Consider the following 24,489-nt stretch of genomic DNA (forward strand, 5'->3'; position numbering starts at 1 on the left):
CTCAAGCGTCGTAATCCACCGCCACGCCGTCGCCGAACGGCACCGACTGGCAGGTGAGGACATAGCCGGCCGCCACCTCCTCGTCCGTCAGCCCATAGCGGGCCGCCATCTCGACCTTGCCGCTCGTCACCCGCGCACGGCACGTCGCGCAGACGCCCGCCTTGCATGCGAACGGCGCGGGCAGCCCGGCCTCGCGCGCGCTATCGAGAATGTTGCCGGCCACGAACGGAACGCGCCGCGTGCGGCCGTCGAGAGTGACGGCGAGAGTCACCCCTTCCGCCGCGGTCTGCAGCTGCGCCATTTCTCGTGTGACCGCTTCGGCGGGACGGTCGGCGGTGAACCGCTCGATGTGGATGCGATCACGGGGAATGTTACGGTCGAGCAGCGCGCCCTCGGCAGCGTCCATCATCGGCCCAGGCCCGCAGATGAACCAGTCCGAGACATCCGCCGCGTCAGGAACGAGGTGCGCGATCGCCTCCGCGCAGCGTTCCCGGTCCAGCATGCCGTTGAACAGGTCGATGTCCTGCTCTTCCTGGTCGAGAAAGTGGTAGATCTCGAAACGGCCGAGGTGCTTGTCCTTCAATGCCGCAAGCGTCTCGAGGAATATGACCGAGCTGCTGTCGCGGTTGCCGTACAGCAGCGTGAAGCGGCTTCGCGGCTCCACCTTGAGCAGCGACTTCACCAGCGACATGATCGGGGTGATCCCGGAGCCGCCGGCGATCGCGACGACGTGCCGCGCCCGTTCGGGGTCGAACCGCGTCGTGAACGACCCGTGCGGCGGCATCACCTCGATCGTGTCGCCGGCCTTCAACCGTTCGCCCACCCAGTTGGAGAACAGGCCGCCGCCGATTCGTTTCACGGTGACCATCCAGTCTCGCTCGGCAGGTGTCGTGCACAACGAGTAGCTGCGCCGCACGTCCTCGCCCTCGATGATGGCGCGTAAAGTCAGGTGCTGTCCGGGCTTGAACACGAACCTGTCCCGAAGCTCCGGCGGGACTTCGAGACGGATGGAGTTGGCGTCGGCGGTTTCGGCAATCACTTCGGTGACGCGAAGTGCGTGGAAATGCTCGGCCATCTACCTGCTCATCTCACCAGGTCGCGTCGGGGTACGTGCGCGGCAGATACTGCATGACCGCGAGCAAGTGCCCGAGGTGCTCGCTATGATGCCCGCGCCGCCCGCCGAGTATCGGCCGCTGGTCGGCAGGCGCTGCAAGCTGCCCATCGGCAAGGATGGCGCCAATCGCCGCTCGATATTCTGCTTCGAACGCGCGCGGGTCCGGCGCCATGCCGCAGTCGATCGCGCCCTGGAGCGCCTCGTCGACCTCGAACAGCTCCGGCACGAAGCGCCAGCACCAGTCGAGCCCTTCGATCATGCGCCGCGCGCTCTCCTCGGTGCCATCGCCGAGCCGCACGGTCCACTCGGTGGCGAGCTCACAATGATAAGCGATTTCCTTGACCGCCTTGGCCGCGAACTCGGCAAGGAAGCGGTCGCTCGACCCGGTCAGCCGCTGCAGCAGCATGTGCTGCCAGGTCGAATAGAGGAGGTGTCGAGCGATCGTCTGCGCGAAGTCGCCGTTCGGCTGCTCGACAAGCAGGCAGTTCTTGAAGTCGAGCACGTCGCGATGGAAGGCCAACTTGTCGCCATCGCCCGCTTCACTAAGCAGCAAGGTCGCCTGCCCGACGAGGTCGAGCGCCAGATTGGCGAGGCTGATGTCGACTTCCAAGACGGGCCCATGGCCGCACCATTCGCCAAGCCGCTGGCCAAGCACCAGCGCGTCGTCACCAAGGCGCAGCAGATAGTCGCGGCGAGCACTGTCCTGCGGCGAAGCCGCAGGTGCGTCGAAGACCCCCGCCCCCGTGGCTCCGGCCGGCACGTCGATCGGCGGCAACGACGCCATCAGATGTGCTTCACCTCGTCGGGGATCTCGTAGAAGGTCGGGTGGCGGTAGATCTTGCTCTCCGCGGGCTCGAACAGCTCGCCGGCCTGATCAGGGTCGCTGGCAACGATCTCGGCCGATGGCACGACCCACAGGCTCACCCCTTCCATGCGCCGGGTGTACGTGTCCCGCGCATGGGCCAGCGCGAGCTGCGCGTCAGGAGCATGAACGCTGCCAACGTGGCGATGCGAAAGGCCGCCCTTGCTGCGGACGAAGACCTCCCAGAGCGGCCAGTCGCCACTCAAGCGGCCTTCCTCGCGCGGCGCTTCGCTTCGTGCGCGACGGCGGCTTCTCGAACCCACGCGCCATTGTCCCAGGCGTCGCGGCGAGCCTTCATGCGCTCCTTGGCCACCGGGCCTTCCCCGCGCACGACGGAGTAGAATTCGTCCCAGTCCACGGCACCGAAGTCGTGACCGCCCTTCTCCTCGTTCCACTTGAGATCGGGATCGGGCACCGTGAGCCCCAGGAACTCGGCCTGCGGCACCGTGATGTCGACGAACTTCTGGCGAAGCTCGTCATTCGTCTCGCGCTTGATCCGCCAGCGCATCGACTGCGCCGTGTTCGGGCTGTCGGCATCCGGCGGGCCGAACATCATCAGGCTCGGCCACCACCAGCGGTTTAGCGCGTCCTGCGCCATTCGCTTCTGCTCAGCGGTGCCGTTCGCAAGCGCGATCATGATCTCGTAGCCCTGGCGCTGGTGGAAGCTCTCTTCCTTGCACACGCGGACCATCGCCCGAGCGTAGGGCCCATAGCTCGTCCGCTGCAGCGGCACCTGGTTCATGATCGCGGCGCCGTCGACCAGCCAGCCGATCGCGCCGATGTCGGCCCATGTCAGCGTCGGATAATTGAAGATCGTGGAGTACTTCGCTTTGCCGCTGTGCAGCGCCTCGATCATCTGCTCCCGACTCGTGCCCAGCGTTTCCGCCGCGCAATAGAGGTACAGCCCATGCCCGGCCTCGTCCTGCACCTTGGCGAGCAGGATCGCCTTGCGCCGCAGCGACGGCGCTCGCGTGATCCAATTGCCTTCGGGCAACATGCCGACGATCTCGCTATGAGCATGCTGGCTGATCTGCCGCGTTAGCGTCCGCCGATACGCCTCAGGCATCCAGTCCTTCGGCTCGATGAACTCGTCCGCCGCAACCCGCGCTTCGAAAGCCTCGAGCAGCTGCGGGTCCTCAAGGTTCTCGATCTTGGCGCTCTTCTGGAGCTCGGTCGTGTACATGGGTCCGATGTAGCCTTTGCCGTAGCGCGGTTCAAATCACCCGCGTAACTAGCGCCATGGCCTATGAGACGATCCTCTTCGAGCCCGGCGCGATTGCCCGGATAACGCTCAACCGGCCCGAGCGGCTCAACAGTTTCACCGTTCAGATGCACTCGGACCTGCGGGACGCACTATCGAAACTCGGAGAAGCGCGCGTGGTGGTGCTCACCGGAGCAGGCCGCGGCTTCTGCGCCGGGCAGGACCTCAACGATCGCGCAGTGGCTCCCGGCGAAGCGGTGGACCTTGGCGAAACCGTCGAGCGGTCGTGGAACCCGCTTGTTCGCACGCTTGCTTCGCTACCGCAGCCGGTGATCGCGCGGGTGAATGGGGTCGCCGCCGGCGCTGGCGCCAACATCGCGCTCGCGTGCGACATCGTGATCGCAGCGAAGTCGGCGCGCTTCATCCAGAGCTTTTCGGCACTCGGCCTGATCCCGGACAGCGGCGGCAGCTGGCACCTGCCGCGGCTAGTCGGGCAGGCGCGCGCTCTTGGCCTTGCACTGACCGGCGAGCCGCTCCCGGCCGACAAGGCTGCCGAATGGGGCATGATCTGGAAGGCCGTCGACGACGAGGCGCTCGACGCGCAAGTGGATGCAGTTGCGAACAGGCTCGCGTCGCTGCCGCCGCTCGGCCTTGCCGCCATCAAGTCGCTGATCCGCACCAGCGGCAGTCGTTCGTTAGACGAGGAGCTCGACCTGCAGCGCGACGAAATGCGCCGCCTCGGCTTTACCGAAGACTATCGCGAAGGCGTCGCCGCGTTCCTCGAAAAACGAACGGCAAACTTCACCGGCCGTTAGCCGTGCAACTCTCCTCCGGATAGACCGTTACGGGTCCGAACAACTTTCAGGGAGACCATAGTGCTTGGCACCATTCTCATCATCCTGTTGATCCTGCTCCTGATCGGCGCACTGCCGCGCTGGGGGCACAGCACCAACTGGGGCTATGGCCCGTCGGGGATTCTGGGACTGATCCTCGTCGTCGTCGTCATCCTGCTGCTGCTCGGCCGGCTGTAACGCGAACCGTGCCACTCTTGCGTTCGTTCTGAGCGAGGGCGAAGGGCGAACGCATGAAAACTGCGCAGCTTCTCAACTACGAACGCGACCGCTGGACGGCCGGCGACGGCAACCTTGCTGAAATCCCCAGCGCAATCGACGGCGCGCCGGTTGCACTGACGGGCTCCAGCGGCGTCGACTTCGGCGCCATGCTCCGCCACGCCCGCGAGGTCGGGGGGCCGGCGCTTCGCAAGCTGACGTTTCATGAGCGCGCGCGGATGATCAAGGCGCTCGGCCTGGCGATCATGGCGCGCAAGGAAGAGCTCTACGAACTTAATTACCTGACCGGGGCCACGCGCAAGGACGGCTGGATCGACATCGAAGGCGGCGCCGGCACGCTGTTCTCCTTCTCCTCGAAGGGGCGCCGCGAACTCCCCGACGCCCACGTGCTCCTGGACGGCCAGCTTGAAGGCCTGTCGAAGCAGGGCACTTTCGTTGGCCAGCACATCTACACGCCGCTTCAAGGCGCGGCGGTGCATATCAACGCCTTCAACTTCCCGGTCTGGGGCATGCTCGAGAAGCTAGCGCCGACCATCCTCGCCGGCGTCCCGGCCATCGTGAAGCCCGCTTCGGCCACTGCCTACCTGACTGAAGCCGCATTCCGCATCATGATCGAGGCGAACGTGCTCCCGGCTGGCGCAATCCAGCTCATCGTCGGCGGTGTCGGTGATCTGTTCGATCACTTCACCGGCCAGGACGTGGTCAGCTTCACCGGCTCCGCCCACACGGCGCTGAAGCTCAAGTCGCACCCGACGGTCGTCCGCGAATCCGTTCGCTTCGTTGCCGAGCAGGACAGTCTGAACGCCTCGCTGCTCGGCCCCGACGCCGCGCCGGGCACGCCCGAGTTCGACCTCTTCATCAAGGAAGTCGCGACCGAGATGACGGTCAAGGCGGGGCAGAAGTGCACCGCGATCCGCCGCGCCATGGCTCCCGCGCCATATCTCGACGCCGTCGAGAAAGCGCTCGGCGAACGGCTTGCGAAGACGAAGGTCGGCCACCCGCGCGCTGAGGACACCCGCATGGGCGCCCTCGTCAGCGTCAGCCAGCGCGACGACGTGCGCGACAAGATCCGCGAACTGGAGGCGGCTGGCGCCCGTATCGTCGCCGGCGATCCCGACGCCGAGCCGCCGATCCCCGGCGGCGCGTTCCTTCCGCCAGTTCTTCTGCGCGCCGACGATCCGTGGGGCACGGACGCGGTGCATGACTGCGAACCGTTCGGTCCGGTTTCGACGATCATGCCGTATCGCGACATCCAGGACGCGGTGGCGCTTGCGAACCGCGGCCGCGGCAGCCTCGCGCTTTCGCTGTTCACCCACTCGGCCGAAGCGGCGCGCGACTTCATCCAGGGAGCGGCCGCCTATCACGGCCGCATGCTCGTCATCGACCGCACCAACGCCGCCGAGTCCACGGGCCACGGATCGCCCCTGCCCGTGCTTGTCCACGGCGGGCCGGGCCGGGCCGGGGGTAGCGAGGAAATGGGCGGCGTCCGCGGCGTGAAGCATTACATGCAACGCACGGCGATCCAGTCGTCGCCCGCCATGATCGCGGCGATCACCGGGCAGTACGTCCCCGGTGCACCCAAGCACGTGATCGACGTCCACCCGTTCCGGCTGAAGATGAGCGAACTGCACATCGGCGACACCTGGAAGACCCGCAGCCGGACCGTCACGCTCGCGGACATCGAGCATTTCGCGGAGTTCACCGGCGACAAGTTCTACGCCCACATGGATGAGGAGGCAGCCAAGGCATCGCCGATCTTCGAAGGCCGCGTTGCGCATGGCTATCTCGTCTTGAGCTTTGCCGCCGGCCTGTTTGTCGATCCCGAACCCGGTCCGGTGCTTGCGAACACCGGCCTGGAGAACCTGCGCTTCCTGACGCCGCTGTACCCCGGCGATTCCATTCGCGTGGAGCTCACGGTGAGGGCCAAGTCGATCAAATCGGAGGAGACGGGGCAAGTTCGCTGGGCTGTCGAAGCCTTCAACCAGAAGGACGAACTGGTCGCCACCTATGACCTCCTGACCGAGAACGTCCCGTAACGATAGGAACGGCGCTGTCTCGCCATTCGTTTGCATGGTCCGATCCCCCTAGGAGAAAGACCATGAAAATCAGTGAAGTGATGACTCGCGACGTCCAGACCGTGCGCCCCGACCAGACCGCGCGCGAAGCGGCAGGCTTCATGCTCAGCGCTGACGCCGGTGCCATCCCGGTCACCGACGGCGACCGACTGATGGGCATGATCACCGATCGCGACATCGCGGTTCGGGGGGTCGCCGAGGGCCATGGCCCGGAGACGCCGGTCAGCCAGTTGATGACGAACGACATCGTCGCCGTTCGGCTCGACGACGACACCGATGACGTCGCCGTTCGCATGAGCGAGGCGCAGGTGCGCCGCCTCCCAGTCATCGACGATCAGCAGAAGCTGTGCGGTATCGTCAGCCTTGGCGACCTCAGCCAGAAGGGCGACGACAGCGCCGCCGAGCAGGCGCTCGAAGGCGTCAGCCAGCCCGGCGGCCAGCATCAGCAGTAAGTGAATTGCCTCCCCGGGGCTTCCTCGGGGAGGACTTCCCTAGCGGGAGGCGATTTCCCGGATCGCCTGGTCGACCAGGCGATCGTCGGTGGCGGCGTCGTGGCGCTCGGCGATGATCCGAGCAGCGGCGCGGGTCGCCGCATCGGCCGCCGTTGCGCGCAGCTGCTCGATCGCGCTGCGCTCTTCGGCAGCGATCTTGTCTTCGGCCATTCGAGTCCGCCGCTCGACCAGCGCCTCGGCGTGGATGTGGGCGTTGGCAACGATCTCGGTTGCCTCATGCCGCGCCCGGTCGAGCAACGCTTCTCGATCCTTGTCGGCGGAGGCGGCCTTCGCCTCATACTCGGCCTTGAGCGCTTCCGCTTCCTTGCGCAGCGCCTCGGCTTCGGACAGTTGGTTCCGGATCAGCGCGATCTTGGCGTCGAGCGCACGCCCTACAGCGCCGGGCACCTTCTTCCAGATCATCAACGCGATGACGGCGATCATCGCCAGCGAGATGAACATCGGAGCCGTGATGCCATGGAAGCCGGGCTCCGCGTGAAGCTCGCCACCGTCGTGCTGCACGGACGGTACAGCCTCGGGGTGACCCGCCGGCTGGCCTGGATCCTGGGGCTGGTGCTGATTAGACATTGAGCTCAGCCTTCACTGCTTGAGCAGCCTCTTCGGGAGCGACCGTCAGTCCGGTGAGCCGCGACACGAGATCCTGCGTCGCCTGGGCAGCAACAGCTTCGATCTCGCCACGGGCGGACTCGAGCGCTTGCCGGATCTGTGTTTCCGCCGCCTCAACCTTCAGGTTGAGCTTGTCGCCGGCAGCGCGAACCTGCGCTTCCGTTTCGCGCGAGCTCGCCTGCTTGGCTTCCTGGGCGATCCGCGCCGCTTCGGAACGCGCCGCGTCCATCCGGGCGCGCCACGCAGCCTCGGTCTCCTCGGCACCGGAACGGGCGGCCTGCGCACGCTCCAGGTCCTCGGCGATCGTCTTCTCGCGAAGCTCAACGGTGCCCTGCACCTTCGGCAGCATTCCCCGTCCGATCACGAAGAAGATGATGCCGAACACCACCACCAGCCAGAACAGCTGGGAGAAGAAGATGAACGGAAGTTGCTCAATTTGAGGCATTCGAGTCCCCGGCGATCACGCCCTTGAGGCGATCAACGCGCGTAGAGGATGATCATCGCAACGGCGAACGCGATCAGGCCGAGAAGCTCGGCGGCCGCGAAGCCGATGAAAAGGCGGCCCTGCTGGCTGTCCGCAGCCGCGGGATTGCGAAGCGCGCTCTCGAGGAACGAGCCGAAGACGTTGCCGACGCCGACTGCGGCAGCGCCAACGCCAATCGCGGCGAGACCGGCACCGATGACCTGAGCCGAAGCGAAATCCATTTGAAAACTCCCTGGGTTGATTGCTTAGTGAAGGTTGATTGCGTCGTTGAGATACAGCGTCGTCAGAAGCGCGAACACATAAGCCTGAATCGCGCAGACCAGCAGTTCGAGCGCGGCAACGCCGACGATGAACAGGAAGCTGAGCAAGCCCACACCCCAGCCCATTGGGCCGCCGCTGAACCCGCTGACGATGAAGCTTCCGAAGACTTCCATCAGGATGTGACCGGCGATCATCGCCACGAACAGTCGCAGGCCGAGGCTGAACGGCCGCACCATGAACGAGATGAACTCGACGAGGAAGATCAGCGGAATCATCACCATCGGCGTGCCGTGCGGGACGAATAGCGAGAAGAAATGAAGCTTGTGGCGCCAGAAGCCGACAATCAGGACGATCGAAAAGCTCAGGATCGCAAGCACGTAGGTAATGCTGAAGTGGCTCGTCGTGGTGAACGAGTGAAGGCCGGGGATCACTGCCAGTGGCAGCAGCCCCAGCAAGTTCGACACCAGGATGAAGGTGAACAGGGAGAAGATGTAGGGGACATACTTCTTGCCCTCGGGGCCAACGTTGACCTTGACCATGTCGTCGACGAAGCCGGTCAGGCCTTCGACGGCCATTTGCCAGCGGTCCGGGACCAGTCGCCCCTTCGACCCGAGCACCATGAAACCGCCGATCAGCGCAAGCGTGATCAGCATCCACAGCGAGCTGTTCGTGAAGCTGATGTCGTACTTGCCCAGGTGCAGCGGAACCAGCGGCTCCACCGTGAACTGGTGCATCGGGTCGATCTTGGTGCCGGCCGCCACGCTTCTCTTCGCCTCTACTCAGTTGCCCGGAGGAGTCCGGGTCTTGGAAAGTCGCATGATGTTCCTCACGCCGACGCCGAAACCGAAGAACAGCATCAGCAGGAAGAACAGCGGGAAAGTCCGGTGGCCGAACATCGCGGCCACATGATCCAGACCCCAGCCGATCAAGGCCCCCGCGAAGGGAGCGCCGATCAGTTGCCCAAAGAGTTGCTGCCAGAGCCGAGTGCTCGGATCGGGCTGCTTCCCCTCGGTCCGCCTGGCTTCCGCCTGCTGCAAATGCTCGAGCCGCTTATCGAGCGATTCGAGCCGTGCGTCTGGTGGAAGCCTCGGGACCTCACCGGTTTCGTCCTCTGCCATGCGTCTCCCCTGTGCGTCGCCCCGCCTGTGAGTGGAGCCAAGCAAAGGACGAGGAACATGGCGGAATTCGCGACCGCCAAGGCGCCGCTCCTTTATGAACGGACGTCCATATAGTCAACCGCACTCAGGCGTTTCCAAGGCACGGACCGGCAGCTAAACTTCCGCATGATCTTCGCCTTGCTGCTTGCGGCTTCCGCGCCGGCTTTCCAGATCCACCGCCAGAGCGCCCTTCTCGATTTCGAGTACAAGTGGCCGAGCCAGGCATCTGCGATCCCTGCGCTCCGGCGCCAGCTGGCGACCCAGATGGAGCACGATCGATCCCGCTATACGAATATGGCCCGAAGCGATCGCGCCCAGCGGACCGACAAGAACTTTCCCTTCTTCCCTTACTCGTTCAGCCGTGTTCTTCATTTCGGCGGTCGGACCCCGCGGCTGGTGTCGTTTGCTGATGAGCGCAATGCCTTCACGGGAGGCGCGCACGGTAACCCGAGCACGCAAGCACTCCTGTGGGACCTCGCCGCCAACAAGACCGCCGCTTTTGCCGATCTGTTCGTGAGGTCGCCGAAGATCCTTCAGCCCGCTTATTGCAAGCAACTGGCCAGGCAGCGGAAGCAAAAGACCGGCACCGACGAGGTGATCAGCATCTGGGAACGATGCCCGGATCCCCTGAAGCTCTCGATCATCCCCGAGGACCAGGATAGGAACGGTCGGTTCGAGACCATCAACGTTACCGCCAATCCGTACGACGTCGGCTCATATGCCGAAGGCTATTATATCGTGCTGCTGCCGGTTACGCCGGCTCTGTTGGCCGCCCTGAGGCCCCGGTATCGCTCCTCCTTCGAGGTTCAGCGGCAGTAGTCCGGAGAAGGAGGCGCCTGCCCGGCGACGCGACGCCGCCACACGCCGTCACCGAGCATGTAGGCCTGCCCGACCGCCAGTCGCCCGATCAGCTCGCACCCGGTCGCAATCCCTACGACCTGAGCGTTGACGTGGCGCGCGGACGCAAGCTGCAGATACAGAGTGCGCCGTTGCAGGTTTACCGCCGAGACCTGGCGGCGCACCTCGGCTGATGGCGCGCCCGCGATCCCCATATAGCCGTCGAACCGCTCTCCCACCTGCCCCGCCCGCACCGCCGCTCCCAAGGAGGTCGGCGCCTGGGCGGCGGCCGGAGCGCATGCCAGGGCAGCCGTCGCGGCAATCACGAACGCACGTGCCGGGGTCATGGGTTGGTCGGCGCCGGCGGGAAGGCCTGCGGGTTCTTCTGGATCATCTGCTGGACGTCCTGCTGAAGGCGCACCAGCACCTCCTGCCTGATGTCGACGTTGAGGTTGACCTCGATGGGCTTGTCCGGCGGCTTGACCGTGATGCAGCCGGTGAGCGGCAGGATGGCCGAGATTCCTGCCGCCAGCCGAGCGGTCTTCCAATGCATTCTGGTCACTTCTTGCCTCCAGGTGGTGGGGACGGGTTTGCGGGTGGCGATTTGGCGGGCGCGGCCGCGGGCCGCTGCTGCTTGGTGGTGCTGAGGACTTCGACCTTGAGCGCCGGCGAATCGATCGGGAACGGCATCACCGGGGCGATCACCTGCGTCGGATCCTTGAACGCCTTGGCGGTCTGGATGAGCGCGCGGAACGGCCCGTTGATGTTGAGGTTGAGCTTCAGCGGCAAGCGGTCGAACGCGCGATGGAACAGCGCCGCTACGATGCCGTGACCCGGCCCGAGCGACACGTGGTCGATCGCGACCTTGGTCGCGAACTCTCCGGCGAGGTCGCCATCTAGACGGATGATCATGGTCCGGTAGCGGATGTCGCTGAGGATGCTGAAGGCGAGGCCAGGAACTAGTCCCTTGGGCTTGGTGCCGGTGTACCTGAGCTCTCCGCCAGGAGCGCGGGCGTCGAGCCGGCCGCCGACGATCCGGCCGCCATTTTCGTCGAACACCATCGGCAGGTCGCCGTCGAATCGGCCGGTAAGCTCGATTCCCTGGAAGCCGAGGCTGTCGATAAACTGCTTGGTGTCGAAGCCGACGAGCTGGAAGGTCAGCTTCTTCGCGGTTGGCGCGCTGAAATCGAGCACGGTCTCCCGCAGCACGAGCTGCCCGCCCATGAACGGCCACTCGCCGCGCTCCACCTTGACCCGGTTACCCGGCAGGATCTGGTAGTTGATCACCCCGTTGGTGACCGTGATGCCGGGGTTCACCGTCGCGACCGTCGCGACCTGGTGCGGAGCGGTCTCCAGGTTCAGCAGGTCGGTGAAGTGCAGGCTGGTCGTGAGACCGGCCACCGGCCCGAACGGCGCCGCCAGATCCATGTTCTGCGTCGAGAAGTCGCCGGTCGAGGTCACCTCACCCGTCGAGCTCCAGTTGATGCGGCCCTGCCCCCGCACCGTGCCGTTCACCAGCGCGACGACCCCCTCCGTCAGCCGCGTCAGCTCTTCGGGCTGCAGGTCCGGTCCGAAGGGGATTCCGGGAACGTCCAGGCTGGCGTGACCGGCGCCCGTGGACAGCCGGTGCTCGATGCTGACGTCGGTGAGTTCCGTCCCGCTCGCAGGGTGCCGGAGAATCCCGGCCGCACGGACGTAATCGCCGGCGAGCGTGAAATGCATGTCGTTGCTGCGTAGCGGATAGAAGCGCGGGTTCGGGTCGCGGTCCGCCACCAGCATGGCGCCGTCGACCTTGAGGTTGCTGTTGATGAAGCTCCACTTGCCCGTGGCATCGCTCATCACCAGCGGCACGTTGCCAACGGTCCCGCCGGCACCGCTGAATACACCGCCGAATCCCGACGACAGGAAGCTGCCGCTGAGGTGCGCCGCCTTGAATACGATGGGTGACGCCGAGCGACCCAACCGCATTTCCATCCGGTCGAAGTTGAACTGCTTGCCGACGATCCGGCCACTTGCCGCAGCGACGTGTAGCGGCGAGCTGCCGATCCTGCCGTTCAGCACCGGCGAGTTCATCCGCGCGCCCATCAGCAGCGGCCCCGACCCGGTCTTCGAAATCATCGCTGCGCCAACCGGGCAGACCGGAAGCCGCGTCGGCCCGAGCTTCAGGGGTCCAGTCTCGAGATAGTTGAAGCTCACGACCTCGCACGCGGTGCCGAATGCGAAGCTGCCGCCTTGACCGACGTGCCCCTCGATCGGCACTCGGAGCGCCACCACCCGGCCGTTCGGGAACGGTCCGTCGAGCTGGGCCGCAGTGCTCAGACGGGTGCGTCCGCCGCCGGCATCGGCGAAGCGGATCGGCGCCATCGCAAGTCGTGCGCCGCCCGCGCTATAGGGCGCGATTACGGCGACACCGTTCATCGGTGCTCCGGGGCGCGGCTGGCGAAGCGTTACCCGGCCGTTCGGGAGCCCGCCGCCGCCCATCTGGATGTTAGTGTCGATGCGCAGCGCTCCCGCGGGCCAGTAATAAGTCACGCCGCTGCCGCCGACGATCCGCGCCTGGGCGCCTTGCGGGCCGTGGATCGCGGCGTTCTGGATCCGCGCCGCGCCGCCGCCCGGGAAGTTCACGACGCGCAGCTCGCCCGATGTGTCGAAGTTGTTCGCCGTCCGGATGATCGCGCCGCCCATCGCCGAGGCGATGGGTCCGATCGGAGTGGCCGAGGCAGCGGCAAGCGGTTGCGTCACCCCAGCCATCATCGACGGGTCGAGTTTGGCGCTGTCGGCAAGCACGTTGCCGACAAGCACGAAGGTGCCGGCTCGCGTGCCGAGCGCATAACGGCCGTTCAGCGCGGTCCGGTCGGCATAGATGGTCGCCATTCGCGACTGCTGCGCCGACAGCTTCACTTGACCGCGGACGTCCGCGAAGGAGCCGCTGTAGGTCAACTCGCCGGCGAAGTTCGCGAGGCCGTTCGCTCCCGCGGTGAGCTTGGCGATCGCCATTCGCCCGCTGCCGTCCACCTTCGTGAACGCCTCGTCGAAGCTTGCTTTCGCGTCGAAGCGGGGCGCGGCGATGTCGATGCCGCTGCTTGGACAGCTGAACCGCGCCAGGCTGACCGGCCCCTTCACGCGCGGGTGACGGGCGACCACGGCAACGGCGAAATTGGCGCGCAGCCCGGTCCCGGCGCAGCGGCCCGGCGCCATGTGCGGGCTCGAAAGCGCGATGCGGCCCTTGAACCCGCCGCTAAGGCGCCCGGCGCCTTCGACGGAGGCGCCCAGCGGCCCGAACGGCGTTGCGAGCGCAATGCTGCTGTCGGCCACGTCGATGACGAAGTCGGGCAGAGCAAACGGCTTATTGCTCGGCGGCGGCATCAGCTTGTCGATCTGGCCCCAGCTCACCCGCCCGTTTACCATCCGGCCGCGCAGGCGGACGCCGCGAGCGACGATCCGGTAGACTTCGAAATTGCCGGTCCAGTGCACCCGCATCTGGATTTGCGCGTAGCGGGCAGTGAGGTCAGGCCGCTTGGGATCCCCGATGACGAGATTGCTGACCTGCTGGGTCCGCAGTCCCACCCGGTCGAGGTGATAGCTGGACTGCACTCCCCGGCGCTGGAATTCCTGTTGCAGGAAGTGGGTGGCGATCGGTCGCCGCTCGATCCAGACGCCGATGACGGCAGCCAGCATCAACGCCAGCAGCGAGCAGGCGACGATGATCGCCAGCCGACGCCAGGGGCGCCGCCGGTGGATCACAATCGTCTCGCCAGCTCCGTCCGGCACTCGAGCCTCGTTGCTCCTTCACCCCGCCAATGGCGATATCTAACCCTCCCGTCACGCGACCGTTCCAGAAGCGGCATGACTGACGCCTTGCTGTGGCCGGCGAGCCACTTCCCAAAGCCTGCGGCCGTTGTTTATTGCAGCCGTGCTCGGCTCGACGTCGCAAGGGAGAAGCGGCGAGTGCTTGAGCGCGCCCCAAGAACGGAAGCACAGGACGGGAGCGGCGGACACCGCGCGCGCCTTCGCCAGCGGCTGCTCGATGCAGGGCCGGCCGGCTTCCATGATTATGAGCTCATCGAATATCTGCTGACGCTCACCATCCCGCGCGTCGATACCAAGCCGCTTGCAAAGCGGCTGCTGGACGACTTCGGGGGCATCGGCGGCCTGCTTACCGAAAATGCCGACAACCTCAGGCGCGAGGGGCTGAGCGACGCGACGATCGCCGCTCTCAAGATCGCGGAAGCCACCGCCTTGCGGATGCTTGAAGTGCGGGTCGAGGAGCGGCCGGTGCTCTCGAGCTGGGATGCATTGGGCGACTATCTCCACGCCCGAATGGCCCACAGGCGGACTGAGGAAGTCCGGGTGCTGTTCCTGAACGCCAAGAACCAGCTCCTCGCCAACGAAGCCCTGTGGCAGGGCTCGGTGGATGAAGCCTCCGTCCACGTGCGCGAGGTCATCGCCCGCGCCATCGCGCTCGGCGCCAGCGCGATCATCATCGTCCACAATCACCCGAGCGGCGACGCGACCCCCTCGAACCAGGACATCCGCCTGACCCGCGACCTGGTCGAGGCCGGGCGGCACATGAAGGTGACGGTGCACGATCACGTCATCGTGGGCGCGAGCGGCCGCACGAGCATGCGGGCAATGGGACTGATCTGATGTCTGCTTTCGACCGCTCCTACTCGCGCTCGGATCAGCGCCTGCGCAGAGATGTGAGTATGAGAGTTGGCTGTTTCAGCTCCCCGGCGAAAAGGAAGCGAAAGCGCAAGTGCGATCGGACACGTCAGCTAAATTGCTGAACAAAATTGCGGCTGTTTGTTCCCGCCGCAAACGTCAGGTCTGCTGTGCGACCTTTTCCAGTAATCAAGCAGGCCAAGCTGTCTGAAGAGTGCCGGAGCGGCCGGGTCGTCGAGCACCGCACGCATTTGCGGATGCCACAAGAACTCCGAATAGCCGCGGCGGTCGATCAGCAGTCTTCGCGTGATCTGAAATGCTTTCTCAGGCTCACCGAGGCCAGCCAGCAGCCGCGCGACGATCCCGTCCTGATTGTCTTCGGGAAGAGCAAGCAATGCACGCACCGCCTGCGCCTTTGCTCCAACCTCTGCCGAACCCACCGCACGGTAGGCGGCAACCAGAGCGGCGCGGCGCTCGGCGGATATTGGCAGTTTCCGGTCAGCGAGTGTCTTAAGGTCTCCGGTCTCCTCCGCCTCGGCGGTCCGGATGCTTTCAGCAAACCCGCTGTCCGGCGCCAGGTCGGCTGCCGCTGAATAGAACTCTCTCGCTTCCTGCGGCTGCCCCGACATGACGAGCGCACCGGCAAGGCTGAGCGGCGTGTAAACGTAGAGCGCGAGCATCTGGTTCGCTTGCCGAAGCTGGTCGACGCCATCCGTGACCCGTCCGACCTCCACAAGAAAGTCGCCGTATTGGTGGCGCTCGCACCCGCAATCCAGTCGCTGAGCCCCGACCGCCCGCTCGAGCAAGCTTCCACGGCCAAGCCAGTCCCGCTGGTCCAGAAGCATGGCCTTTATGAACAGCGCCTCACTGTTTCTTGGGTCAATGGCTACCGCACGATCCGCTGCTCTCTTGCCGGCTTCCCGCGCCTGCTCGAGCTGCCGCGGATCGTTCGCGCCCATCACGATCTTCCAGTAAGCGCCGGCAACGGCTGCCCACCCCCAAGAGAAATCCGGTGCCGCAGCGACGACGCGCTCGGCGGGCACCAGGCCTTTGCGGCCCTCGCTCATGCTGGGATCCCAGTAGGCTTGGCATGACTGCATGTAGTTGCGCATCACGTCGGCCGGCATGGGCTTGTGGTAGGTCGAGGCGCCGAACAGGCCGCAACGAACGACATTGCCCGTATCGACCGCAATGTGACGCGCCAACCTGGAGACATCGTCTTCATAGTTGAATGTGCCCGACCACAGGGTTGCTCCGGACCGTTCATCAATCAGCCGCGGGATCACCCGAATGCTGTTGCCGGAACGCTGGATAGTGCCGCCAAGCGCATAAGCAGGCCCCTTGCCGCTCAGCGGTTTGGAGCCAGTGGACACGCCAACAGCCCCGTCCGCATTGAAGGCCGCGCTGATTTCCGCCCTGACGGCGTCGCCCATTGTGGGTGGCAGCTCCGGGGAGAGTAGCTGGAAGACGGCGAGGCGAACCGTGAGGGCATGCGCGTTTGCCTGCATCGGACGAAGCGACCACCACAACGTGCCAACCACGATAAGGAGCAGGGCTGCCGCGAGGGCGCTGATCCGCCACTTGCCGCTTGTGCGATGCGCGGAGCGCGGGGTGGAGCGGCCATGTATGGTGCGCTTCTCGGAGGCTCCCGCATCCGCAGCGCCCGAGGCCTGCCCGATGCGACCGATCAGCGCGTCGAGGGCACGTTCCCAGCCCTCGAAAGCATCGATCCACTGCCGCGTTGCCAATTCGTAGGCGAAGGCGTCGCTGGGCTCGACGGCCTCCATCCTCACCGCCAGAACGGGCTTCCGGTAACGGCTGGCGAGCGACAGCTCCTTCTTGATCTCGTCGCTGTCGTTAGCGGACTTCGAAAAGACCAGCACCAGCGCCGGCGCGCCCCGGATCGCTCTTACGATGGCTTCCTGATAGTTCTCACCGGGTTGAACGTCGCGGAAGGCCAGCCAACAGTCGGTGCCGCGTTGCTCGATCGCGTCGCAAACGCGCAACGCCCGTTTCCGGTCAGCGGTGGCGTAGCTGATGAACACCGGTCCGCTGGACCTGACTTTTTCAGCAGTGGATCGCGCTGGGTCGTCCACTGTTCCCCCTTGCCGCGGCGTGCAACCTACAGTTCTTCAACGCGGATTAGAAGTTTGCAGGAGCGCCTACGCATAGGTCTTGCTTCTGCTGGCTCACATCAGCAGCTAATGTCAGCTTTCCACCCTCATCGATACTACATGAAAGACTGTCCTACAGTCCGCTCGATGTGCTCCAGTTGGGGAATGAGTTGTTCTGCCGCTGGGATGATGCTCCATCCGTCCTCCCTCGAAAGTCACATCTCCATCCACTCTGACGAGCCCTCGAGGAGAGGCGGCAACTTCGCAAAGATCGGATCGAACCCGAACTTTGTGACCCTTGGCGGGCGCCATTTGAACCCCCGGGCCCTTCCTGCTAGCCGCCGCGGCCATGGTCCCCCGTTATTCCCGTCCCGAGATGACGGCCATCTGGTCGTCCGAAAACCGCTTCCGCATCTGGTGGCAGATCGAGGTGTTCGCGGCGGAAGCGATGGGCAAGATCGGCATGATCCCGGCCGAGGACGCGAAGACGATCCGCGCTGCCTACGACGGTAACGTGCTCGGAGACATCGACGTGCCGGCCATCGACGCGATCGAGGCGGTGACCAAGCATGACGTGATCGCCTTCCTGACCTGGGCCGGTGAGAAGCTCGGTCCGGAGCGACGGTGGCTCCACCAGGGAATGACCAGCTCGGACGTCCTCGACACGGCTCTCGCGGTCCAGCTGAAGCAGGCCGCGGACCTCCTCATTGCCGACCTTGACCGGCTTCTCGAAGTGCTCAAGCGCCGCGCCCTGGAGCATAGGCTGACACCGACCATCGGGCGCAGCCACGGCATCCATGCCGAGCCGGTGACCTTCGGCCTGAAGCTGGCACAGGCCTATGCCGAGTTCGAGCGCAATCGCGAGCGGCTGGTTCGTGCCCGTGACGACGTTGCGACCTGCGCCATCTCCGGTGCGGTGGGCACCTTCGCCAACGTGCCTCCGGCGATCGAGGAGCATGTTGCCGGAGAGCTGGGGCTGACGGTCGAGCCGACCTCCACCCAGGTCATCCCGCGCGACCGCCACGCGATGTTTTTCGCGACTCTGGCCGTTATCGCCTCGTCGATCGAGCGGCTGGCGATCGAGATCCGCCACCTGCAGCGCACCGAGGTGCTTGAGGCCGAGGAATATTTCTCGCCCGGCCAGAAGGGCAGCTCGGCGATGCCACACAAGCGCAACCCCGTGCTGACCGAGAACCTCACCGGCTTGGCCCGCATCGTCCGCAGCTACGCCTTGCCGGCCATGGAGGACGTCGCCCTCTGGCATGAGCGCGACATCTCCCACTCCTCGGTCGAGCGGTTCATCGGCCCCGACGCGACCATCACGCTCGACTTCGCGCTCGCGCGGCTCACAGCGGTCGTCGACAAGCTGGTCGTCTACCCCGAGCGGATGCAGAAGAACCTCGACCGGATGGGCGGCCTCGTTCACTCGCAGCGGGTGCTTCTCGCCCTGACCCAGGCCGGGCTCAGCCGCGAAGAATCTTATGCCTTGGTTCAGCGCAACGCGATGAAGGTGTGGCAGTCGGATGGTGAGCTCTCGCTGCTCAACCTGCTGAAGCAGGACCCGGAAGTCACCGCCCATCTGTCCGGCGAAAAGCTCGAGGACCTGTTCGACCTCGGTTATCACCTGAAACATGTCGACACGATCTTCGGGCGCGTGTTCGGCGGCAACTCTTAGCCGCTTCGCCGATTGATGCAGGACATGGCGAGCATCGTGACTTCCAGGCCGTCGCCAGCGCTTCAGCAGGCGGATGACCAGACGCAATCCTGCGGCTTCGTTCTCGAGCTGTCGCCCGACTGGCTCATCCTGCGCGCGTCCGAGAACTCGCACGGTTTCCTTGGTGAGTATCCCGCACGGCTCGTCGGCGAACCGCTCTCCAAGTTCACGCTTGCCCAGCCGCTGCACGACCTGCGCAACGGCCTGTCGCGACAACGCAGCAGCAACGGCATTGCGCGCGCCTACCGCACGCGCCTCACCAACGAGCCGCGGTACTTCGACATCGCTTTCCAGCAGCTCGACGGCCGGATGCTGCTGGAGGGACTGCCCAGCGGCACCGACGGCTTTGGCGACGCACTCGGCGCGGTCAGCCGGCTGATCGACGGAATGACCGGCGGCACCCCGGCCGCCCTGCTCGACAATGCGTCTCGCCGCATGCGGGCGCTGACCGGCTTCGACCGAGTGACACTGATCCTCTCGAGCGGCGCTGACGAGCAGCGGGCAGAGAGTACGCGGAGCCGCTTCGAAAAGCCTGCCAGCGCATTGGCACTGCCCGCGATCGTAGCCGACACCGATGCTTCGCCTGTGCGGCTATTTCCTGCCGCCAAAGGCGAGACGATGGTCGCCGACGCACTGCTGCGCGATCTCACCGGCGCCGAGCGCGACGAACTTCAGGGCAGCGGCATTCGCTCCACGCTGTCGGTGCCGGTTTCTCGCCGGGGCAATGTGATCGGCCGCTTCCGCTGCGAGAGCCGGACGGTGCGATCGCCTTCACTGGAGCTCCACGCCGCCGCGGAGCTGTTCGCGCAGATCGTCGCGATGGAGTTGGACCGCCTTGGCGCCTAGGCGCCGAACATATCCCTGACGCGGCCGAAGAAGCCCTTCGCTGCAGGGCATTCGTCGCCGGTCTCGGTCGCGCGGAATTCCTCGAGCAGCTTCTTCTGCTCCTTGCTCATCCGCGTCGGCGTCTCGACGAGGATGCGCGCGACGAGGTCGCCGCGCCCGCGGCCGTTCAGGACTGCCATTCCCGAGCCGCGATGCCGCAGCTGCTCGCCAGACTGGATCCCGGCCGGGATCTTGAGCTCCACCTTCTCGCCGTCGATCCCCGGCAGAGTGATCGCTCCGCCAAGCGCTGCCGTCGTAAAGCTGACCGGACAGTCGGCGATCAGGGTCGTACCTTCACGCGCGTAGATCGAGTGCCGCTTCATGTGCACGAACAGATAGAGGTCGCCGCTGGCAGCACCACGGACCCCCGCTTCGCCTTCTCCGGCGATCCGGATACGCGTGCCCTCGTCGACACCGGGCGGAATCTTGACCGACAGCCGGCGCTGCGTAAGCGCCCTGCCCTCGCCCTGGCAATTGCCGCACGGATCGCTGATCACTTCGCCGCTGCCCCGGCACGTCGGGCAGCCGCGCTCGACAACGAAGAAGCCCTGCTGAGCCCGGACCTTGCCCATGCCGCGGCACGTCGAGCATGTCGCCGCGCAATTGTCGCTGCGCGTGCAGCCACGGCCGTGGCAGACTTCGCACCGGGCGAGCGCCTCGACCGTTATTGCCTTTTCGCTACCGCTGAACGCCTCTTCCAGGCTCAGCTGAATGTCATACCGGAGATCGGCGCCGCGGGCGGCATTCTGCTGCTGCCCGCGCTGGTCCATGAAGTCGCCAAAGATCGTCGAGAAGATGTCGGAAAAGCCGTTGAACCCGCCCTCGCTGAACGGGTCACCGCCGCCGCCATTCTGGAATGCCGCCTTGCCGAAGCGGTCGTAAGCCGCGCGCTTCTGCGGATCCTTCAGCACGTCATAGGCTTCGTTGATTGCCTTGAAGTGCGCTTCGGAATCCTTGCACCCGCCGCGGCGGTCCGGGTGATGCTCCTTCGCGAGTCTGCGGTACGCCGACTTGATCGCGGCGTCGTCCGCCGCGCGCGGAATGCCCAGCAGCTCGTAATAATCCTGCTCGACCGTCACCCGATCCCCCTACGCAACACAGGATGCGGCGCCGCCCCCCGGAAGGTGACGGCGCCGCGCCATGTCATCAGCCCTTGGCCTCGTCGTCGACTTCGGAGAACTCGGCGTCAACGACTTCTTCCTTGCCGGCGCCGGACTCTTCCGTGCCCGACGTTCCGGCGTCTGCACCCGCCGCAGCCTGCGTTTCCGCCTGCTGCTGCTCGTACATCGCCTGGCCGAGCTTCATCGCTGCCTGGGTGAGGGCGTTGGTCTTGGTCGTCATCTGGTCGGGATCGCCCGACTCAACTGCCGACTTGGCTTCGGCGATCGCGTTCTCGATCTCTGTCTTCACTTCCGGAGTGACCTTGTCGCCGTGTTCGGCAAGCTGGCGCTCCGTGGAGTGAATGAGGCTCTCGGCCTGGTTCTTGGCCTCCGCCGCAGCCCGCCGCTTCTTGTCCTCTTCGGCGAACTGCTCCGCTTCCTTGACCATCTTGTCGATGTCCGCGTCGCCGAGACCGCCAGACGCCTGAATGCGGATCTGCTGCTCCTTGCCGGTGCCCTTGTCCTTGGCCGACACGTTGACGATGCCGTTGGCGTCGATGTCGAACGTGACCTCGACCTGCGGCACGCCGCGCGGCGCCGGCGGGATTCCGACGAGGTCGAACTGGCCAAGCATCTTGTTGTCCGCGGCCATCTCGCGCTCGCCCTGGAAAACGCGGATGGTCACCGCGTTCTGGTTGTCCTCGGCGGTGGAGAAGACCTGGCTCTTCTTGGTCGGGATCGTCGTGTTGCGGTCGATCATCCGGGTGAACACGCCGCCCAGCGTTTCGATGCCGAGCGACAGCGGGGTGACGTCGAGCAGAAGCACGTCCTTGACGTCGCCCTGCAGAACGCCAGCCTGGATGGCCGCGCCCATTGCAACGACCTCGTCCGGGTTGACGCCGGTGTGCGGTTCGCGGCCGAAGAATTCCTTCACCCGCTCACGAACCCGCGGCATGCGGGTCATGCCGCCGACGAGAACGACTTCGGCGATGTCCTTGGCGTCGACGCCGGCATCCTTCAACGCCTTCTTGCAAGGCTCCATGGTGCGGTCGATGAGGTCTTCGACGAGCTTTTCGAGGTCGGCGCGGCTGATCGTCTCCACGAGGTGGAGCGGCGTCGTCGTTCCGCCTTCCATGCGGGCGGTGATGAACGGCTGGTTGATTTCCGTCGTCGCGGCCGAGCTCAGCTCGATCTTGGCCTTCTCCGCAGCTTCCTTGAGGCGCTGCAGCGCGAGCCGGTCGGTGCGAAGGTCGATGCCTTCCTTGGCCTTGAAGCGGTCCGCGAGCCAGTTGACGATCCGTGCGTCAAAATCCTCGCCGCCGAGGAACGTGTCGCCGTTCGTCGACTTCACTTCGAACACGCCGTCGCCGATCTCGAGGACCGACACGTCGAACGTGCCGCCGCCAAGATCGTAGACCGCTATCGTCTTGCCGTCTTCCTTCTCGAGCCCGTAGGCGAGCGCCGCGGCAGTCGGCTCGTTGATGATGCGCAGCACCTCAAGTCCGGCAATCTGGCCGGCGTCCTTGGTCGCCTGCCGCTGCGCGTCATTGAAGTACGCCGGAACGGTGATGACCGCCTGGGCAACGCTCTCGCCGAGATAAGCCTCGGCGGTTTCCTTCATCTTCTGGAGGATGAAGGCGCTGATCTGCGACGGCGAATAGTCCTTGCCGCCGGCGCCGACCCACGCGTCACCGTTCTGGCCCTTGACGATCTTGTAGGGCACCAGCTCGGTGTCCTTCTTGGTGATCGGGTCGTCGAAGCGGCGGCCGATCAGGCGCTTGACCGCGAAGATGGTGTTGTCGGGGTTGGTGACCGCCTGGCGTTTCGCCGGCTGGCCGATCAGCCGCTCACCGTCCTTGGTGAACGCGACCGTCGAAGGCGTCGTGCGCGCGCCTTCCGCATTCTCGATAACCTTCGGCTTGCCGCCTTCCATGACAGCGACACAGCTGTTGGTCGTGCCCAAGTCGATACCAATGACCTTGGCCATATTTTCTATCCCTCTTCTTCAGCCCCACTCCGGCCCCCGCCAGGCAGCCGGATTGTTGATTTCGAAGGCGATATAGGTGCGGTCCGCGCGACAACAAGGCATTGCTGTGGGAGGGCAGCAGGAGAGTAGCTGCAGATCGCCGCACCTTCCCGGCGACGGGCTCCTTTATAGCATCGCCATGCCACCGTTGACGTGCACGGTTTGCCCGGTGACGTAGCCCGCCTCCCGGCTCGCGAGATAGACGCAGGCGGCGCCGATGTCCTCGCCGTTGCCCATCTGCCCGAGCGGGATGCGCGACAGGATGCTGCCGCGCTGCTGATCATTCAGCGCCTCGGTCATGGCGGAGTTCATGAAGCCTGGAGCGACGGCGTTCACCGTGATGCCGCGGCTCGCGAGTTCCTGCGCGACCGACTTCGTCATGCCGATCAGTCCCGCTTTCGACGCGACATAGTTCGCCTGCCCCGGGTTCCCCGTTACGCCGACCACCGAAGTGATCGAGATGATGCGGCCGAAGCGCGCGCGCATCATCGGCTTCGCCGCCGCGCGCATCAGTCGGAATGCAGCCTCGAGGTTGATGCGAATGACGTCCTCGAACTCATCGTCCTTCATCCGCATCAGCAAGTTGTCGCGGGTGACACCCGCATTGTTGATGAGGATGTCGAGCTTGCCGCCCAGCGCGTCGACCGCTTGCGGGACTAGCTGGTCCACCGCAGCTCCGTCCGACAGGTTGCAGGGCAGCGCCACGTGATCGCCGCCGAGCGTCCCGCGGAAGCTCTCGAGCTTGTCGACATTGCTGCCGCTGACGGCCAGCCGCGCACCCTGCGACGCGAGCGCCTGCGCAATCGCGCTACCGAGCCCGCCCGATGCTCCCGTGACCAGCGCTGTCATTCCAGTGAGATCGAACATCATGCGATCTCCTTTGCCAGTGCTTCGATGTCTTCGATGGCAATCACGCTCGTGACCTTTGCATCCGGCAGGATGCGCTTGACCATGGGCCCGAGCACCTTGCCGCCCAGTTCGACGAATTCTTCGACGCCAGCCGCTCCCATATTCCTGACGCTTTCGCGCCACCGGACCATGCCGGTGACCTGCTCGACGAGCTGGTTGCGGATGGTGTCGGGATCGCTCTCGGGCTCGGCCGTAACATTGGCGACCAGCGGCACTGCAGGCTCCTCCAGCACGACGTAGCTCAAGGCGTCGCGCATCGCTTCGGCGGCCGGCTGCATTAGCGGACAGTGGAACGGCGCCGAGACCGGAAGCGGTACGGCGCGCTTGGCGCCCATGTCCTTCGCCATTGCGATCGCCCGGTCGATTGCAGCCGTGTTGCCGGAGATCACGACCTGGCTCGGGTCATTATCGTTGGCGACGGTGCAGACCTCGCCCTGCGCGGCAGCATCGGCAATCTTCCGGGCAAGGCCGATGTCGGCGCCGAGGAGCGCAGCCATTGCCCCTTCGCCGACCGGCACCGCCTGCTGCATCGCCTGCCCGCGGAGCTTCAGCAGCTTCGCCGTCGTCGCGAGGTCGAAGGCACCCGCAGCGCAGAGCGCCGAATATTCGCCAAGGCTGTGCCCGGCGACGAAGCTCGCCGCCTTTGCGATCTCCACTCCGCCGTCCTTCGTCAGCGCCCGGAAGACGGCGAGCGAATGGGCCATGATCGCCGGCTGCGCATTCTCGGTGAGCTTGAGCTCATCGTCCGGCCCATCCCGCATCAGCCGGAACAGGTTCTGGCCAAGCGCCTCGTCAACTTCGTTGAACACGTCGCGGGCGGTTCGGCTTGCTTCGGCGAGGGCAGCGCCCATGCCGACGGCCTGGCTGCCCTGCCCTGGGAAAAGGAACGCGCGCATTCGG

General features: G+C 65.5%; 25 protein-coding genes. 8 read left to right on the plus strand and 17 right to left on the minus strand.

What is annotated here, in order from left to right; genetic code table 11:
- Window position 1: 1 nt before the first annotated feature.
- Genes ACUXST_RS11195 through paaA form a run of 4 tightly spaced genes read right to left on the minus strand, consistent with a single transcriptional unit; the run spans window position 2 to window position 3,159 of the window.
- Window positions 2-1,075 (minus strand): 2Fe-2S iron-sulfur cluster-binding protein, encoded by a 1,074-nt coding sequence (locus ACUXST_RS11195; RefSeq protein WP_458390070.1) that lies wholly within the window; start codon window positions 1,073-1,075, stop codon window positions 2-4.
- 13 nt (window positions 1,076-1,088) lie between these two features.
- A complete protein-coding gene (paaC, locus tag ACUXST_RS11200; RefSeq protein WP_458390071.1) occupies window positions 1,089-1,898 on the minus strand; it encodes a 1,2-phenylacetyl-CoA epoxidase subunit PaaC in 810 nt (269 codons plus the stop codon).
- Window positions 1,898-2,182, minus strand: a complete 285-nt coding sequence (gene paaB / locus ACUXST_RS11205; RefSeq protein WP_458390072.1) for a 1,2-phenylacetyl-CoA epoxidase subunit PaaB — start codon at window positions 2,180-2,182, stop codon at window positions 1,898-1,900. Before paaB ends, paaC begins: the two co-directional genes overlap by 1 nt.
- Window positions 2,179-3,159, minus strand: coding sequence for a 1,2-phenylacetyl-CoA epoxidase subunit PaaA (gene paaA / locus ACUXST_RS11210; protein ID WP_458390073.1), 981 nt, complete (start codon window positions 3,157-3,159; stop codon window positions 2,179-2,181). Before paaA ends, paaB begins: the two co-directional genes overlap by 4 nt.
- 56 nt (window positions 3,160-3,215) lie before the next feature.
- Between paaA and paaG the strand changes: the two genes are divergently transcribed.
- The 4 genes from paaG (at window position 3,216) to ACUXST_RS11230 (ending at window position 6,774) form a co-directional block, all read left to right on the plus strand.
- The gene (gene paaG, locus ACUXST_RS11215; protein WP_458390074.1) at window positions 3,216-3,992 is read left to right on the plus strand and encodes a 2-(1,2-epoxy-1,2-dihydrophenyl)acetyl-CoA isomerase PaaG; all 777 of its coding nucleotides are present in this window, start codon (window positions 3,216-3,218) and stop codon (window positions 3,990-3,992) included.
- A gap of 60 nt (window positions 3,993-4,052) precedes the next feature.
- A complete protein-coding gene (locus ACUXST_RS11220) occupies window positions 4,053-4,208 on the plus strand; it encodes a DUF3309 family protein (protein ID WP_458390075.1) in 156 nt (51 codons plus the stop codon).
- Between the two features lie 53 nt (window positions 4,209-4,261).
- Complete coding sequence (gene paaZ, locus ACUXST_RS11225; protein WP_458390076.1) at window positions 4,262-6,283, plus strand: phenylacetic acid degradation bifunctional protein PaaZ; 2,022 nt, start codon at window positions 4,262-4,264, stop codon at window positions 6,281-6,283.
- Window positions 6,284-6,345: 62 nt separating this feature from the next.
- The gene (locus ACUXST_RS11230; RefSeq protein ID WP_458390077.1) at window positions 6,346-6,774 is read left to right on the plus strand and encodes a CBS domain-containing protein; all 429 of its coding nucleotides are present in this window, start codon (window positions 6,346-6,348) and stop codon (window positions 6,772-6,774) included.
- A gap of 39 nt (window positions 6,775-6,813) precedes the next feature.
- Here the strand turns inward: ACUXST_RS11230 and ACUXST_RS11235 are convergent, their stop codons facing one another.
- Genes ACUXST_RS11235 through ACUXST_RS11255 form a run of 5 tightly spaced genes read right to left on the minus strand, consistent with a single transcriptional unit; the run spans window position 6,814 to window position 9,303 of the window.
- Window positions 6,814-7,401: a F0F1 ATP synthase subunit B family protein gene (locus ACUXST_RS11235; RefSeq protein WP_458390078.1), complete on the minus strand. Its 588-nt coding sequence runs from the start codon at window positions 7,399-7,401 to the stop codon at window positions 6,814-6,816.
- Window positions 7,394-7,885 (minus strand): F0F1 ATP synthase subunit B family protein, encoded by a 492-nt coding sequence (locus ACUXST_RS11240; protein ID WP_458390079.1) that lies wholly within the window; start codon window positions 7,883-7,885, stop codon window positions 7,394-7,396. Before ACUXST_RS11240 ends, ACUXST_RS11235 begins: the two co-directional genes overlap by 8 nt.
- 32 nt (window positions 7,886-7,917) lie before the next feature.
- On the minus strand, window positions 7,918-8,145 hold the full coding sequence (locus tag ACUXST_RS11245) for a F0F1 ATP synthase subunit C (protein WP_249830143.1): 228 nt from the start codon (window positions 8,143-8,145) through the stop codon (window positions 7,918-7,920).
- 24 nt (window positions 8,146-8,169) lie between these two features.
- Window positions 8,170-8,946: a F0F1 ATP synthase subunit A gene (locus ACUXST_RS11250; RefSeq protein ID WP_458390080.1), complete on the minus strand. Its 777-nt coding sequence runs from the start codon at window positions 8,944-8,946 to the stop codon at window positions 8,170-8,172.
- 18 nt (window positions 8,947-8,964) lie between these two features.
- Entirely contained in the window at window positions 8,965-9,303 is a 339-nt protein-coding gene (locus ACUXST_RS11255; RefSeq protein ID WP_458390081.1) for an AtpZ/AtpI family protein, read from the minus strand.
- A gap of 165 nt (window positions 9,304-9,468) precedes the next feature.
- Here ACUXST_RS11255 and ACUXST_RS11260 point away from each other — a divergent pair, with 165 nt between their 5' ends.
- Entirely contained in the window at window positions 9,469-10,161 is a 693-nt protein-coding gene (locus ACUXST_RS11260) for a PdaC/SigV domain-containing protein (protein ID WP_458390082.1), read from the plus strand.
- Here the strand turns inward: ACUXST_RS11260 and ACUXST_RS11265 are convergent.
- From ACUXST_RS11265 to ACUXST_RS11275, 3 genes are read right to left on the minus strand one after another with little or no spacing between them, the layout of a single operon-like run.
- Entirely contained in the window at window positions 10,149-10,526 is a 378-nt protein-coding gene (locus ACUXST_RS11265) for a YdbL family protein (RefSeq protein WP_458390083.1), read from the minus strand. The genes ACUXST_RS11260 and ACUXST_RS11265 overlap by 13 nt on opposite strands.
- Entirely contained in the window at window positions 10,523-10,732 is a 210-nt protein-coding gene (locus ACUXST_RS11270; RefSeq protein ID WP_458390332.1) for a YnbE family lipoprotein, read from the minus strand. The genes ACUXST_RS11265 and ACUXST_RS11270 overlap by 4 nt, the downstream gene beginning before the upstream one ends.
- A 5-nt stretch (window positions 10,733-10,737) precedes the next feature.
- Window positions 10,738-13,950, minus strand: coding sequence for an intermembrane phospholipid transport protein YdbH family protein (locus tag ACUXST_RS11275; RefSeq protein WP_458390084.1), 3,213 nt, complete (start codon window positions 13,948-13,950; stop codon window positions 10,738-10,740).
- Window positions 13,951-14,127: 177 nt separating this feature from the next.
- On the opposite strand from ACUXST_RS11275, the gene radC reads away from it, so the two are divergent.
- Window positions 14,128-14,826: a RadC family protein gene (radC, locus tag ACUXST_RS11280; protein ID WP_458390085.1), complete on the plus strand. Its 699-nt coding sequence runs from the start codon at window positions 14,128-14,130 to the stop codon at window positions 14,824-14,826.
- A gap of 128 nt (window positions 14,827-14,954) precedes the next feature.
- On the opposite strand, the gene ACUXST_RS11285 is transcribed toward radC, so the two are convergent.
- Window positions 14,955-16,937 carry a TIR domain-containing protein gene (locus ACUXST_RS11285; RefSeq protein ID WP_458390086.1) on the minus strand — a complete coding sequence of 661 codons (1,983 nt, stop codon included), beginning with the start codon at window positions 16,935-16,937 and terminating at the stop codon, window positions 14,955-14,957.
- Window positions 16,938-17,304: 367 nt separating this feature from the next.
- Between ACUXST_RS11285 and purB the strand changes: the two genes are divergently transcribed.
- Window positions 17,305-18,630, plus strand: coding sequence for an adenylosuccinate lyase (gene purB / locus ACUXST_RS11290; protein WP_458390087.1), 1,326 nt, complete (start codon window positions 17,305-17,307; stop codon window positions 18,628-18,630).
- A 36-nt stretch (window positions 18,631-18,666) separates the two neighbouring features.
- The gene (locus ACUXST_RS11295) at window positions 18,667-19,515 is read left to right on the plus strand and encodes a GAF domain-containing protein (protein WP_458390088.1); all 849 of its coding nucleotides are present in this window, start codon (window positions 18,667-18,669) and stop codon (window positions 19,513-19,515) included.
- On the opposite strand, the gene dnaJ is transcribed toward ACUXST_RS11295, so the two are convergent.
- The 4 genes from dnaJ to fabD form a co-directional block, all read right to left on the minus strand.
- Window positions 19,512-20,633: a molecular chaperone DnaJ gene (dnaJ, locus tag ACUXST_RS11300; protein WP_458390089.1), complete on the minus strand. Its 1,122-nt coding sequence runs from the start codon at window positions 20,631-20,633 to the stop codon at window positions 19,512-19,514. The two genes, ACUXST_RS11295 and dnaJ, sit on opposite strands and share 4 nt — an antisense overlap.
- A 67-nt stretch (window positions 20,634-20,700) precedes the next feature.
- A complete protein-coding gene (gene dnaK / locus ACUXST_RS11305) occupies window positions 20,701-22,641 on the minus strand; it encodes a molecular chaperone DnaK (RefSeq protein WP_458390090.1) in 1,941 nt (646 codons plus the stop codon).
- Window positions 22,642-22,806: 165 nt separating this feature from the next.
- Window positions 22,807-23,547, minus strand: coding sequence for a 3-oxoacyl-[acyl-carrier-protein] reductase (fabG, locus tag ACUXST_RS11310; RefSeq protein WP_458390091.1), 741 nt, complete (start codon window positions 23,545-23,547; stop codon window positions 22,807-22,809).
- Entirely contained in the window at window positions 23,547-24,485 is a 939-nt protein-coding gene (fabD, locus tag ACUXST_RS11315) for an ACP S-malonyltransferase (protein ID WP_458390092.1), read from the minus strand. Before fabD ends, fabG begins: the two co-directional genes overlap by 1 nt.
- Between the last annotated feature and the right edge of the window lie 4 nt (window positions 24,486-24,489).

It is taken from the genome of Sphingomonas sp. F9_3S_D5_B_2 (genome assembly GCF_054263715.1).